Origin of the sequence: Bradyrhizobium sp. HKCCYLS2038, from assembly GCF_051167655.1 — a bacterium.
In the GTDB taxonomy this organism is placed as follows: Bacteria; Pseudomonadota; Alphaproteobacteria; order Rhizobiales; family Xanthobacteraceae; genus Bradyrhizobium.
In genome coordinates, this window is record NZ_JBNPTM010000002.1 from 365,711 (window position 1) to 378,801 (window position 13,091).

Annotated in this window: 12 protein-coding genes; 5 read left to right on the forward strand and 7 right to left on the reverse strand. The window is 67.3% G+C overall.

Translation table 11 applies throughout. The features are described from left to right. The first annotated feature begins 599 nt into the window (after window positions 1–599). Window positions 600–1,580: a dienelactone hydrolase family protein gene (locus ACQR1I_RS10765; protein ID WP_434864588.1), complete on the forward strand. Its 981-nt coding sequence runs from the start codon at window positions 600–602 to the stop codon at window positions 1,578–1,580. Between the two features lie 99 nt (window positions 1,581–1,679). Next, the gene (locus ACQR1I_RS10770) at window positions 1,680–2,165 is read left to right on the forward strand and encodes a hypothetical protein (protein WP_434864589.1); all 486 of its coding nucleotides are present in this window, start codon (window positions 1,680–1,682) and stop codon (window positions 2,163–2,165) included. 46 nt (window positions 2,166–2,211) lie between these two features. On the opposite strand, the gene blaOXA is transcribed toward ACQR1I_RS10770, so the two are convergent. The 4 genes from blaOXA to ACQR1I_RS10790 all read right to left on the reverse strand — a co-directional run bounded on the left by blaOXA (window position 2,212) and on the right by ACQR1I_RS10790 (window position 5,886). Continuing rightward, entirely contained in the window at window positions 2,212–3,030 is an 819-nt protein-coding gene (gene blaOXA, locus ACQR1I_RS10775) for an OXA-1091 family oxacillin-hydrolyzing class D beta-lactamase (RefSeq protein WP_434864590.1), read from the reverse strand. Between the two features lie 84 nt (window positions 3,031–3,114). After that, window positions 3,115–3,396 (reverse strand): EscU/YscU/HrcU family type III secretion system export apparatus switch protein, encoded by a 282-nt coding sequence (locus ACQR1I_RS10780; protein ID WP_434864591.1) that lies wholly within the window; start codon window positions 3,394–3,396, stop codon window positions 3,115–3,117. Beyond that, a complete protein-coding gene (locus ACQR1I_RS10785; protein WP_434864592.1) occupies window positions 3,393–5,042 on the reverse strand; it encodes a flagellar hook-length control protein FliK in 1,650 nt (549 codons plus the stop codon). Before ACQR1I_RS10785 ends, ACQR1I_RS10780 begins: the two co-directional genes overlap by 4 nt. Before the next feature lie 61 nt (window positions 5,043–5,103). Continuing rightward, on the reverse strand, window positions 5,104–5,886 hold the full coding sequence (locus ACQR1I_RS10790) for an ATP12 family chaperone protein (RefSeq protein ID WP_434864593.1): 783 nt from the start codon (window positions 5,884–5,886) through the stop codon (window positions 5,104–5,106). A gap of 89 nt (window positions 5,887–5,975) precedes the next feature. Here ACQR1I_RS10790 and ACQR1I_RS10795 point away from each other — a divergent pair, with 89 nt between their 5' ends. After that, the gene (locus tag ACQR1I_RS10795; RefSeq protein ID WP_434864594.1) at window positions 5,976–6,416 is read left to right on the forward strand and encodes a hypothetical protein; all 441 of its coding nucleotides are present in this window, start codon (window positions 5,976–5,978) and stop codon (window positions 6,414–6,416) included. Window positions 6,417–6,422: 6 nt separating this feature from the next. Here ACQR1I_RS10795 and ACQR1I_RS10800 read toward each other — a convergent pair whose 3' ends face one another. Beyond that, window positions 6,423–7,826, reverse strand: coding sequence for an RluA family pseudouridine synthase (locus ACQR1I_RS10800; RefSeq protein ID WP_434864595.1), 1,404 nt, complete (start codon window positions 7,824–7,826; stop codon window positions 6,423–6,425). A 106-nt stretch (window positions 7,827–7,932) separates the two neighbouring features. On the opposite strand from ACQR1I_RS10800, the gene ACQR1I_RS10805 reads away from it, so the two are divergent. Continuing rightward, complete coding sequence (locus ACQR1I_RS10805; protein ID WP_434864596.1) at window positions 7,933–8,880, forward strand: alpha/beta hydrolase; 948 nt, start codon at window positions 7,933–7,935, stop codon at window positions 8,878–8,880. Window positions 8,881–9,069: 189 nt separating this feature from the next. Then, the gene (locus tag ACQR1I_RS10810; RefSeq protein ID WP_434864597.1) at window positions 9,070–10,299 is read left to right on the forward strand and encodes an MBL fold metallo-hydrolase; all 1,230 of its coding nucleotides are present in this window, start codon (window positions 9,070–9,072) and stop codon (window positions 10,297–10,299) included. A gap of 39 nt (window positions 10,300–10,338) precedes the next feature. On the opposite strand, the gene ACQR1I_RS10815 is transcribed toward ACQR1I_RS10810, so the two are convergent. Both ACQR1I_RS10815 and ACQR1I_RS10820 read right to left on the reverse strand, forming a co-directional pair. Next, a complete protein-coding gene (locus ACQR1I_RS10815) occupies window positions 10,339–11,673 on the reverse strand; it encodes a replication-associated recombination protein A (RefSeq protein WP_434864598.1) in 1,335 nt (444 codons plus the stop codon). Beyond that, window positions 11,670–13,064, reverse strand: coding sequence for a DegQ family serine endoprotease (locus ACQR1I_RS10820; protein WP_434864599.1), 1,395 nt, complete (start codon window positions 13,062–13,064; stop codon window positions 11,670–11,672). The genes ACQR1I_RS10815 and ACQR1I_RS10820 overlap by 4 nt, the downstream gene beginning before the upstream one ends. Window positions 13,065–13,091 lie beyond the last annotated feature (27 nt).

Sequence of the window (13,091 nt, forward strand, 5' to 3'; positions counted from 1 at the left end):
CATGTCGTGTCGGTCTTGCAGCCGCCGACACGCAACGCATCGAACTTCGGTCAAGCCGGTCACCGCTCGTTTACGACCCCGTGCATTCGGTGTCATCACACCAGTCACAAGCGATGCGACCTGATGCTGGCCAGTTGCTCATGACTCCATGCAGGATCAAGCAACTAATTTGTTTCGATCGGCGACTGGTCGATCTTGCTGCAAGAGAAGGCTACCTCATCAGCAGGGTCAGCGCGACGTCCAGAGGCGGCACGGCCTTTGACGTCATGAGCGAGCGGCTCGGTGCCTGCGCGGCGATACAATCACCTCGGCTGCGGAACGTCCGTCTGCTCCGCGGTCTTGCAGCGCACCATCTGCGGCCACGGCTCAGAGCTGTCCACCGCTTCTCCCGGCGGCAGCTCACATGTCAGTTTGACAGCCCCGCGCTTGCCCGTTCTACTCGGTTCCAAAGCCGCGCCACAAGCGGCGACCCAGGAGGACGTGACATGGAGCTACACATCGATGCCGCGACGGCGGTGGATGCCGCGTGCGCTGATTTCAGTCACAAGAGTTTCAGTCCGATCACTGCCCCGCGGGCCGCTCGACGGCCGCGGCGTGCGATGGCAGCAGCGGCAGCGACGATGCTGCTGACCGTGCTCGGCCTCGGCAGCGCGCAGGCGCAAGGCATCCCGAAGGACGCGCCGGCGCGCATCGAGATGTACCCGATCCCCTCGCTCACGCTGTCCGACCGGCAGTTCCTGGCCGGCGACGACAATGGCAAGCCGGTGACGGTCGTCGGCGAGCTGCGCGTGGCGCAGGGCAGCGGCCGGATGCCGGTGGTGGTTTTGATGCACGGCTCCGGCGGCGTCGGCGCCAACATTCCGGCCTGGACGCGCACCTTCAACGGCATGGGCATCTCGACCTTCGTGATCGACGGTTTCACGGGGCGCGGTATCACCGCGACCAGCACTAATCAGGCGCAGCTCGGCCGTCTCAACCTGATCATGGACATCTACCATTCGCTCGACGTGCTGGCGAAGCATCCGCGGGTCGATCCCGACCGCATCGTGCTGATGGGCTTCTCGCGCGGCGGACAGGCGGCGCTGTATGCGAGCCTGGAGCGCTTCCACAAGCGCTGGAACACGTCCGGGCTGCAGTTCGCCGCCTACATTCCATTCTATCCGGACTGCGCCACGACCTATGTCGGCGACACCGACGTGGTGGCGCGCCCAATCCGGATCTTCCACGGCGGCCCGGACGACTACAATCCGGTGCGCACCTGCAAGGCCTTCGTCGAGCGGCTGAAGACGGCGGGACGCGATGTCGAGCTGACCGAATATCCGGACTCGCCGCACGGCTTCGACATCGGCCTGCTCGGCGCCAACATGGTTGCGGTGGCGGCCAAGGCGCAGACCGTGCGCAACTGCCGCATCAAGGAGACCGACGGCGGCATGCTGGTCAACGCCGAGACGCAGCAGCCCTTCACCTATCAGGATCCCTGCGTCGAGCTCGACCCGCATGTCGGCGGTAATCCGGCCACGGCCGAGGCCGCGCGCCAGGCGGTCACGGACTTCCTGCGCGCGCTGCTCAAGTTGTCGTGAGCAAAAATAGAACGATCCGGATCAATTTTTGAAGTGACGGATCGAACGGATCGGGCTCTGCTGCGTTGTCGCTCGCTTTCGACGATGAAACGGAGCCCGATGATGCGCGCCTCTCGCCTTGCGATTCCTGTTCTGCTGACCGCGGTCGCGCTGGGCGGCGCGGCCCATGCGGCGCCCGCTTCGCCCTTCCGGGCGCTGGCGGGCTCCTGGAGCGGTGGCGGCGTGATCAACATGTCCGACGGCAACCAGGAGCGGTTGCGCTGCCGCGCCGCTTACGATGTCGGCGGCGCCGGTGAGCAGTTGCGGCTGAACATCCGTTGCGCCAGCGACAGCTACAACATCGATCTCTCCAGCGACATTGCCTATCGCGGCGGCGAGATCTCCGGCGAGTGGACCGAGTCGAGCCACAACGCCTCCGGCACGATCGAGGGCCGCGCCGTCGGCAACCGCATCGAGGCGCAAGCACGCGGCCAGACGTTCTCTGCCGGCCTGGCGCTGACGACCAGCGGGAAGCGGCAGACGGTCTCGATCCGGCCGGCGGGGACGGAGATCAGGGGCGTCGATCTGGAGCTGGCGCGCCGGTGAGCCACGCAATGTCGCCACGCTATGGTTGCTTCGCGTAGCGACGCACTTACAGCGCACCGATCTCCTTGAGGCACGCCTGCGTCAGCGTCATCCGCGCCTCGACGTGGCGCGGCTCGGGGCAGTCCATGTTGAGCGCGAACACGGTCGGCTGATCTGATTTGTCGACCCAGCCGACCATCCAGCCGAGCGAGCCCTGCTCCTTGCCGAGCAGCCCCGACTTGAAGTGAATGACGGCATCGCCAACCTTGGTCACCGGGATGATGTCGCGCGTCAGATCCTGGCTGCGCTTCGACACCGACAGCGCGCCGCGCCTGAGGCGATCGATGAAATCGACCTGCTCCACTGGATCGATGCGAAGCGCGCCGGTCAGCCAGAACTGGTCGATCCCGCCGCCGATGTCGTGATTGCCGTAGTCGAGCTCCTCGAGATATTTCTGCATGCGCTCAGGCCCGATGCGGCGCGCGATTTCCTGATAGACCGGCACGGCCGAGACCGCGATCGCGCTGCGCAAGGTGTGATCCTTGTTCCAGGCCTCGATCGACCTGGTCACACCGTCCCACTTGAACACGTCCTTGTCGGGATCCTCGACCACGCCGGTGTCCAGCGCGATCAGTGAATTGGCGATCTTGAACGTCGACGCCGGCAGCCGCGCCTCATTGGAGCGATCGCTGTCGCTCGCAATGATCAGATACTCCTCGGGCTTGTAGGCGAGGAACGTGCCCTTGGTGCCGAGGTCGGTGAAGCGCTGAGCGAGCGCGCTGCGGATCTCGTTGCGGGGCGGCGCGACATGGGCCAGCGCGCGCGCGGGCAACAGGCTGGCGCCGGCCATCAGGGCCAGCGCGTGGCGGCGGCTCATTATCGTCATTGCAACTCTCTCCGTCAGTATGTCCGCCCTCGTATCACAGGGCGATCGCAACCGGCGCATGACGGAGATCACAAAACGGCGCGCTCAGCGCACCGGCCGCGACAGGTTGAGCACGAACACCAGAACCTCGGCGACGGCCTTGTAGAGCTCCTCGGGGATCTCGTCGCCGATCTCGACATTGGAGAGCGCGCCGGCCAGCACCTCGTTCTCCTCGATCGGGATATCGTGCGCCTTGGCGACCTCGATGATCTTGGCGCCGATCGTACCCTTGCCCTTGGCGACGACACGCGGCGCGCCCTGCCCCTTGTCGTAATGCAGGGCGACGGCGAGCTGGGTCTTGCTGGCGGCCTTCACGTCGATGCTCATAGCGCGCGATCCAGGAAATGGCCGGCCTTGGGCGGCATCGCGGCCGGCGGTGCGCCGTCCTGCACCACGAGATCGCCGGGCGACAGTTCGGCGCGGCTGAGCGCCTGGCTGAGATCGGCGAGGCCGGCGCGCAGCCGGGCGGCCGTCACCGGACGCTCGGCCCACATCCGCACCGAGGTTTTCTCGCCGCTGAAGGCCACCAGCGCGTGCACGGGACCGGCCGGCTCGACGTCGAGTGTGAAGCGCGCCCGCCAGACGCGCTTGGCGGCGTCGGCTCCCTGCGTGCCGCCGTCGCGCGAGATCTCGAACTGGGCCATCGCGGTGCCCTGCGGCGTGGCGAACGGGATCTCGAAATTCCAGCGCGGCTGAGTCGGATCGTTGCGGACGCCCGACGCATCGGGACGATCGGGCAGCGAGGCAACCTGCAGCAGGGTCTGCCGCGACAGCGCCTGATCGGTCTCGTCGAGCAGGCGATGCGCGATTGCCGGCAGCGGCGTATCCGGCCGGAGCGTCGGCGTCGCCACGGCCTGCGGCATCGGCGCGGCACCACGGAACGGTGGTGGCGGCGTGTTGGTGCGGACGACGACGTCGCCGCGGCCGTTGGCGTTGCGGCCGGGCACGAGGCCGGCGGCGCGGGGGATCTGCTGCTGAGCCTCCTGCAGCACGGCAAGCACCGCGCCGGGAGTTAGCGACTGGCCCTTGGCCTGGCTCAAGGTCTCGATCAGCGCCGAGGCGGTGAAGCCGGTGGATGCGACGTCCGGCCGTGCCGGGCCGATGCCCCAGGGCTGCGGCGGCAGCTCGATCTCGAGGTCGGGCACCAGTGGAGGTGCGGCACTTTGCTGTTGCGCAGCAGCGCTGCGGCCGGCCTCCGACAGCACCGACGCATAGGACGCGCCGGACAGAGGCTGGGTTGACGCGGTGGTGCCGGAATCGACGGTCTGCAGCACCGATGCCAGCGTCTGGCGCAGCACGATCAGGGCGGCCTTGAGGTCAGGCGTGCCTGCACTAGCGCTGCCATTGGCGAGCGAGGCTTCCAGGAACAAGCCGGAGCTCTTGGCGGCACTCTGAACGTCATCGGCGGTCAGAGCCGGCGATAGCGGCGTCTGCTGCGCCAGCACCTGGGCGACGGCGGCACGCAAGGCAGGCGGCAGGTTCGGCGAGTCGGCGACCACCTGCAGATCGGCGAACAGCTGCCCCTGGCTGCCCTGCCGGGTCACCGCCTCCTCGCTGGCAACGGAGATCGCGAGCCGCTCCAGCCCGGTCAGCGGATCGGGCTGCGGCGCCAGTGTCGGCGCCAGCCGGCCGGTGACGTCGACGACCGTCGCGGCGGGAGTTGCGGTTGCGCCGGTACCGGCCGCTCCGGCGCCGCCCTGTCCGACGATGGCGAGCTGAAGCCCCTGCGAGGTCTGCGACACCGCGACCTGCACGGTCTGGCCGGCCTGCAACGGCAGCTCGCTGGCGAGCTCCATCGACAGGTTTCCGATCGCGACCTGGACCAGATTTTCGGCGAGCACCTGCTGCACCCTCGCACTGAGCAGCGCACCGGCCTGCAGAGTCGTGGCGGCCGCCGCCGTGGTTCCAGTCGACGAGCTGCCAACCGCTCGGGTGGCGCTCACGGACGATGGCGGGGTGACACTCTGGACCATGCGCGTACTCGGGTTACGCGCACAGCGTAGACGTTCGCCCTAAACCCGGCGTTAACCGGCCTCAGCTGGCGGACCCGACCGCCTGCAGGATGCGCACGGCGGCCTGGTAGTCGACCTGCTTGGCGGCGCGGCGGCTCATCGCCTCCTCGTCGGCGCCCCATTGCGCGGCGTTCCAGTCCTCGTCGACATGCGCCGCCGCCCAGACCTGGTCGGCATCGCGCACGCCGTGCACCAGCGCCAGGGCCAGCAGCGCCGAGCCGGTGATGGTGGTCACCACATGCGCAGCCGCGACCGCCCATGGGCCGGCCGGCAGCGCATCCCGCGCCGCCTGCACCGCGGCCTCAGGCTGGGCCACGTGCATGATGCCCTCGGACAGGATGAAATGCGCGCCGAGACCGTCGCGCGCCCAGTCCAGCACCGGGTCCCAATGCACGGCCTCGGCCGCGACCAGCCCCTCGGGATGGCCGGCGCGGTAGAACAGCAGATCGGACTGGAGGTATTTGGCGATGTCCTCGCGGACAGCATCGACGCGGTCGACCACCGACTGCACCACGCTGTTGGTGAACCGCGTCAGCGGCATCCTGGTGGGATCGATGCTCTCGCCCTGGGCCTGCCACTCTCCAGCGACCGCCTCGGCAAGCTCCCTGACCGGAACGACGACGACGCGCCCGGACGGCGTGCGGATCGGCCGGCCGTCGAGCGTGACCTGGAAACCGCCCTCGGCCTCCGCCGTGCCGGCCGCCTTGTAGAAGCGCTTGCGCAGCGGCGCGCGCATCGCCTGGCGCGCCGATTCCTGCGGATCGAGCGGCGACTGGCCGACCACCTCGTCGAACAATTCACGCATCAGAATTCCGGCCCTCTCGCGGGATGATCACACTGGATTGGTTGTTTGCGCGGTAGATAAGGCGTGATCGACCGAAATGCGAGCCGCCTATGCGTCCCCTGCTCTCCGTCCTCATCCTGCTCGGCAGCGCTGTCGAGGCGGCCGCCGGGTTCGGCTCGCCGGAATCGCTGGTGCGCAACGTCTATGCGCATTACGGCCAGGGCGCGCCGGAGCTCTCCACCGGGCTGCCGCGGACGCCGGAGGCGGCGCGGCAGTTCTTCGACCCGAGCCTGGCGAAAGCCTGGACGGCGCCGCGGCACGAGCCCTACGACTTCCTGGTGCAGAGCCCGCGCTGGAAGCTCGGCCCGGTGGCGATCTCGATCCTGCGCAAGCAGTTCGACAAGACCTATGTCGCCGCCAGCTTCGACAACCAGGGCCGCCGCGTGACTCTCAACTTCATCGTCGTCAAGGGCCCGGACGGCTGGGTCATCCTCGACGTCGAGACGCCGCACGATTCGCTCACGCTATTCCTGGAGCAGTTTCGCAACTGAGCGAGGCTACTCCTCCGGCGCGTTCTCGATCGGGTCGAAGCGGTCGTGCTCGAGGCCAAGCAGGTTCCAGGACTGCAGCATATGCGCGGGCAGCGGCGCCGTCGCATCGATGAAGCCACCGCGGGGATGCGGGATGACGATGCGGCGCGCGAGAAGATGCAGCCGGTTCTGCAGACCGCCGGGCAGCGCCCAGTTCTCGATGTTGAAATATTTGGGATCGCCGACGATGGGATGGCCGATATGCGCCATGTGCGCGCGCAGCTGATGGGTGCGCCCCGTCACCGGCTTCAGCGACACCCAGGCGAGCTTGTTCGCCGAGGCCTCGACGACGGCATAATAGGTCACCGCGTGGCTGGCACCCTCGTCGCCGTGCGCGGCGACGCGCATGATGGTGTCGTCCTCGCTCTCCTCCTTCGCGAGATAAGTCGAGATGCGGCCCTGCTTCGGCTTCGGCACGCCGGCCACCAGCGCCCAGTAGATCTTGCGCGCCGAGCGGCTGCGGAAGGCGCCGGTCAGATGCGTCGCCGCGAAGCGCGTCTTGGCGATCAGCAGACAGCCGGAGGTCTCGCGGTCGATGCGGTGCACGAGCCGCGGCTTCTGCCCCTTGGCATCGCGCATCACCTCCAGCATCTGGTCGATGTGCCGCGTCATGCCGGAGCCGCCCTGCACTGCGAGGCCGGCCGGCTTGTTGAGGACGAGCACATCGTCGTCCTCGTACAGCGTCATCGCCTTCAGGCTATCGAGCGTCTTCTGCTCGGCGTCAGACAGCACGCCCGACACCTTCGGCGCATCGAGCTTGAGCGGCGGAATGCGGACGGTCTGGCCTTCCTCAAGGCGGTCCTTGGAGTCGGCGCGCTTGCCGTTCACGCGCAGCTCGCCTTTGCGGACGATGCGCTGGATGTGGGAGAACGACAGGCCTGGAAAGCGCGCCTCCAGGAAACGGTCGACGCGCATGTTGTTCTCGTCGGCGGTGACCACCACGGTCTGCACCTTGGTGGGCAGCAGCACCGCCTCAGGCTCCGGCTTCTTCGGCGGCGGCTCGGCGGCCGGCTTGCGCTCGGCGCCGAAGCGCACGGGCTTGCCAGCACTGGCGCGCTTGGCCGGCGGCCGCTCACGCGGCTCGAACGTGTCGCGGCGCTCCTCGCGCTCGGCGCGCGGGGCACGAACGCGATCAGCCTTGCCACGATCGCCTTTGCCGCGCCCGAACTCGCTTCGCGGCGCCGTCTCGCGCTCACCGGCAAAACGTTCGCGCCGCGGACGCTCGCCATCCCGCTCCGCCGCTCGCTTTGTTGCTTCGCGCTTGGGGGGCGCGCCTGCGCTGCGCGCAGCCTCGGCCTTCGGCCGCTCGCTCTTGCGGCGGTCGGCGGGACGATCGGATCGGGTCTGGGTTCGCTTGATGCGGCGGCTCATGCGCAGGTGCCTATCGTAAAAGGCCCTGCCAGTCACGGCGAAATCGCGATAAATCGGCCGCGCGAGGCCCCGCCCCCGCGAATCGGATGTGATCGGAGCTGACCTGATGAAGCTGACGAGACTGGCTTTGACGATCCTTGCAGCCATGCTGGCGCTGAACTCCGCGCATGCGCAGCAGAGCCCGATGTCCGACGACATTGCCTGGAAGCTGGTCGAGATCGGCCGGACGATCGATCCACCGAAGACCGCCGCGATCTACGCGCCGTTGCAGGCCAGGGAACCCTATGCCGGCGTCAAGGTGCAGCGCGACGTCCGCTATGGCACGGCCGAGCGTAACCTGCTCGACGTGTTCACGCCGGACAGCGCGGCTGCCCCACGCCCGGTCCTGATCTTCGTGCATGGCGGCGCCTTCATCGGCGGCAACAAGCGCACCACGCCGGACAGCCCGTTCTACGACAACATCATGCTGTGGGCGGCTAGGAGCGGCTTCGTCGGCGTCAACATCACCTACCGCCTGGCACCGAAATTCCCCTGGCCAGCCGGCGTCGAGGATGTCGCCAGCGCCGTGCAATGGGTCGCCGCCCACGCCGCCGAGAACGGCGGCGATCCCGCCCGCATCTTCTTGATGGGACATTCGGCCGGCGCCGTGCACGTCGCGACCTACGTGTCGCATCCGGAATTCCACAAGGTCGGCGGCGGCGGGCTTGCCGGCGCGATCATGGCCTCCGGCGTCTACGACCTCACGGCAACGCCGCTCGGCGACCAGGAGATGGCCTATTTCGGCACCGACCCCTCCCGCTTCAAGGAGCGCTCCGCGCTGGCCGGCCTGCAGTCCTCTGCCCTTCCGCTCATGATCGCCTCCGCCGAACTCGACCCGCCGCGCTTCGTCGAGCAGTTCGACCTGCTGAAGCAGGCCGCCTGCAAGCGCCCCTCCGGCTGCGCTCGCGCGGTGATGCTGCCGCAACACAGTCACATGTCGGAGGTGTATGCGATCAACACCGACGACGACCGGTTGACGCGGGAGATCGCGGAGTTCGTGCAGACGGGGAAGTAGCTCGCAGTCACCTGGCGCGCCGACGCAGATCTCTACGACCGCGAGATGATCGGAGTCGCGCAGACCAATTCTGCGTGACGCATCGTGGCAAATCTTGCCCGCTTGATGCAAGTCAAAGTTCTCGTCGAGGTTGAGCCATATCCTGAGTTCGGACGTGGGTAGCGACAGCCTTCTTGCAAGGAGGGTGACATGCTCTTCCGCAGCTGCACTTGTAGTCTTGGCCCTGAATTGTTGTCTCCACACGGACAGTTCCGTGCCGATGACGCTTCCCTCCCGAACCGCTCCAGCAGCAGTGTCGACCGGCGACATGCGCTCTGCGGCATCGGCGCCGCGGCTCTGTGGACCACCATCGGCGGATTGCTGGGGAGCGCAGCGCCCGCCCGTGCGCAGAAGCTCTCCGTACCGATGCCGGAAGTCGACTCGCTCACCATTCAAGTGATCACGGACAGTTTCCAGCAGGTGTTCGCGCCGCCGATGCGCTTGGCGAATGTCGAGGTGCAGCCGTTTTCGCTGGGGCTCACGGACAAGCCTCCGCGCCATGTCCTGGAGAGCGAGTGGGGCGTTTCCGCCCTGATGCAGACGCAGTCCGGAACCGAGCGTCGATCTGTCCTGGTGGATTTCGGCTACACGCCCGAGACCTTGATGAACAACATGGCCTTTCTCCGGGTTCAACCGGACATGCTCGACGCCATGGTTCTGACGCATGGTCACTACGACCATTTTGGAGGGATGGCCGGATTTCTCGGCGCCAGCAAAGGCCGCTTCAAGCCGGGTCTTTCGCTCTATCTCGGCGGCGAGGAGGCATTCTGTACCCGAGAGATCGTTGTGCCAACATCGCCGCCGCAATCGTACAATTTCGGCGCACTTGACCGGAGCTCGCTCGAGAGCGCCGGCGTGAAGGTCGTGTTCGCCGATCAGCCAACACTGGTTGCCGGCCAGCTGATCACGACGGGCGCTATCGGCCGACGCAGCTTCGAGCATGTGACCGCGCCGACGCGCATGAGCGTTGGCGTGACCGACGGCTACGGTTGCTTTCCGCAGCAGATGCCGGAGGCCAAGCGGAGCGCCCAGTCGATTCCGGACGACTTCAGCCATGAGATCGCGCCTTGCGCAAACCTGCGCGGGCATGGCCTCATTGTATTTACCGGCTGTGGCCACCGCGGAATAGTGAACACGCTGAAACAAGCCATGGCCGTCAGCGGCATCGACAAGATTCATGCCGTCATGGGCGGCTTTCATCTTGCCCCGGAGAAGGACGGCTACGTTCAAGACACCGTCGCAGCGCTCAAGGAACTCAATCCCGACTTCGTCCTGCCGATGCATTGCACTGGTGATCTGTTCGGAAGGCTTGTCGAAAGGGACATGCCGGGCAAGCTCATTCGGATCAACACCGGGACCCGCGTCACGTTCAACGCCTGATGCAATCCTTCCGGTGTCCGCTCCCGGTGACATGGCCGGCTACCCGCCCCGCTCCTTCCGCAGCTTGGCCCAGTAGTCCAGGCGCTTCCGGATCTCGCGTTCGAAGCCGCGTTCTGGGGGATCATAGAACTGCTGGCGGCCCAGGGCTTCGGGGAAGTAGTCCTGGCCTGAAAACGCGTCGGGCGCGTCGTGGTCGTATTGATAGCCCGAGCCGTAGCCTTCGCTCTGCATCAGCTTGGTCGGGGCATTGAGGATGTGCTTCGGCGGCAGCAGCGAGCCGCCCTCTTTCGCGACGCGCTTGGCGGCGCCGAAGGCCTTGTAGGCGGCGTTGGATTTCGGCGCGGTCGCAACGTAGATCACGGCTTGTGCGATCGCCAGCTCGCCTTCGGGCGATCCGAGGAAATCATAGGCGTCCTTGGCGGCGTTGGCGATGACCAGCGCTTGCGGGTCGGCGAGGCCGATGTCCTCCACGGCCATGCGCACGATGCGGCGGGCGAGGAACAGCGGGTCCTCGCCGGCGTCGAGCATGCGGGCGAAGTAGTACAGCGCGGCATCGGGATCGGAGCCACGCACCGATTTGTGCATGGCCGAGATCAGGTTGTAGTGGCCGTCGGCCGACTTGTCGTAGATCGGCGCGCGACGCTGCAGGATCTCCTGCAGCTGCACCGCGTTGAAGATCTCGCCCTTGCGCGCCGAGCGCCAGACTTCCTCAGCCAGCGTCAGCGACGCCCTGCCGTCGCCGTCGGCCATGCGGATCAGGACGTTGCGCGCGTCCTCGTCGAGCGGCAGCTTGCGGCCCTCGATCGCCTCGGCGTGGCTGTAGAGCTTCTCGATTGCGGCGGCATCGAGCGAGTGGAACACCAGCACGCGCGAGCGTGACAGCAGAGCGGCGTTGAGCTCGAAGGACGGGTTCTCCGTGGTCGCGCCGACCAGCACGACGGTGCCGTCCTCCATCACGGGCAGGAAGGAATCCTGCTGCGCGCGATTGAACCTGTGCACCTCGTCGACGAACAGCAGCGTGCCCTGCCCGGTCTCGCGGCGCGCACGCGCGGCGTCGAACACCTTCTTCAGGTCGGCGACGCCGGAGAACACCGCCGAGATCTGCTCGAAATGCAGCTCGGTGGCGTCTGCCAAAAGGCGGGCCACCGTGGTCTTGCCGGTGCCCGGCGGGCCCCAGAAGATCAAGGAGCCCAGCGTGCGCGTCTCAAGCATGCGCGTCAGCGCACCGTCGGGGCCTAAGATGTGATCCTGTCCGACCACATCCGACAGCTTGTGCGGGCGCAACCGCTCCGGCAGCGGCCGTGGCGCGTCGTGCTCCATCCCCGCCGCGGCGAAGAGGCTTGGGCCTCCCTGCTGGGGACGTTTCGGACTCATCCGCCGAGCGTAACGTTGATCTGCTGGCCGCCGCGCAGCACGGTGATGCGCCAGACGCGGGCGGTCTCACGCGCGGCCTTGTCGAGATCGGCGGTCTTGGCGATCTTCTGGTTGTTGACGGCCATGATGATGTCGCCCTTCTGGAAGCCGACATTGGCGGCGGTGGTGCCGTCGCCCGGTTCGAGCACGACCACGCCCTCGGTGTCGGCGTCGAGATGCAGCTCGTCGGCCACCGCCGGCGAGATGTTGGCGACCTTGGCGCCCTGGAACGGCGAGCGGCCGTTGATGACCATCTCGTTGCGACCGGTGTCCGGCGCCAGTTCCAGCGCGACCGCGACCTTCACCGGCTTGCCGCCGCGTTGCACCTCGATCTGCGCGCTGCCGCCGAGCGGCCGCGTGGCAAAGCGATAGTCGAAGGCGTTCGGATCATCGACGGTCTGGCCATCGATCGAGACGATCAGGTCAGATGACTTGATGCCGGCGCGTGCCGCCGGGCTGTTCGGCGTGACGCTGGCGACCAGGGCTCCGGTCGGCGAGCGCAGGCCCAGGCTCTCGGCGATCTCCGGCGTCACCGCCTGCAGCCGCGCGCCGAGCCAGGGACGCTTCACCGCCTTGCCGCCGCTCTTGGCCGAGGCGACGACGACGCGGACCATGTTGGCGGGGATCGCAAAGCCGATGCCCTGCGAGCCGCCGGACTTCGAGTAGATCGCGGTGTTGATGCCGGCGAGCCGTCCGGTCATGTCGACCAGCGCGCCGCCGGAATTGCCGGGGTTGATGGCGGCGTCGGTCTGGATGAAGAACTGATAGTCGGTGATGCCGACCTGGGTGCGCGCCAGCGCCGAGACGATGCCGTGGGTCACGGTCTGGCCGACGCCAAACGGGTTGCCGATCGCCAGCACGACGTCACCGACCAGCAGATCGTCGGAGTTGGCGAGCTCGAGCGTCGGAAACTGCTCGCGCGTGCCCTTCAGCTTGAGCACGGCGAGATCAGTGCGGCTGTCCTTCAGCACGATCTCGGCCTCGAACTCGCGCTTGTCGGACAGCGACACCTTCACCTCGTCGGCGCCCTCGATGACGTGCACGTTGGTGACGACGAGGCCCGACGCATCGATCATCACGCCGGAGCCGAGCGAGCGCTGCATCTGCTCCTGCGGGCCGCCCTGCAGGCCGAAGAAGCGGCGGAACACCGGATCGTCGAGGAAGGGATTGCGGTTCTGCACCATCTTGGCGGCGTAGACGTTGACGACCGCCGGCTGCACGCGCTGCACGATCGGCGCATAGGACAGCCGCAACTCGGCCCCGGATTGTGGCACGCGCCGCTCCTGCGCCGCGAGCGGAGTGGCGGCCAGCAGGGACAGCAGCAGGATCACGGTGGTGCGAATCAACGTCATGCGAACAATCCTGGGAAATTGACGGCT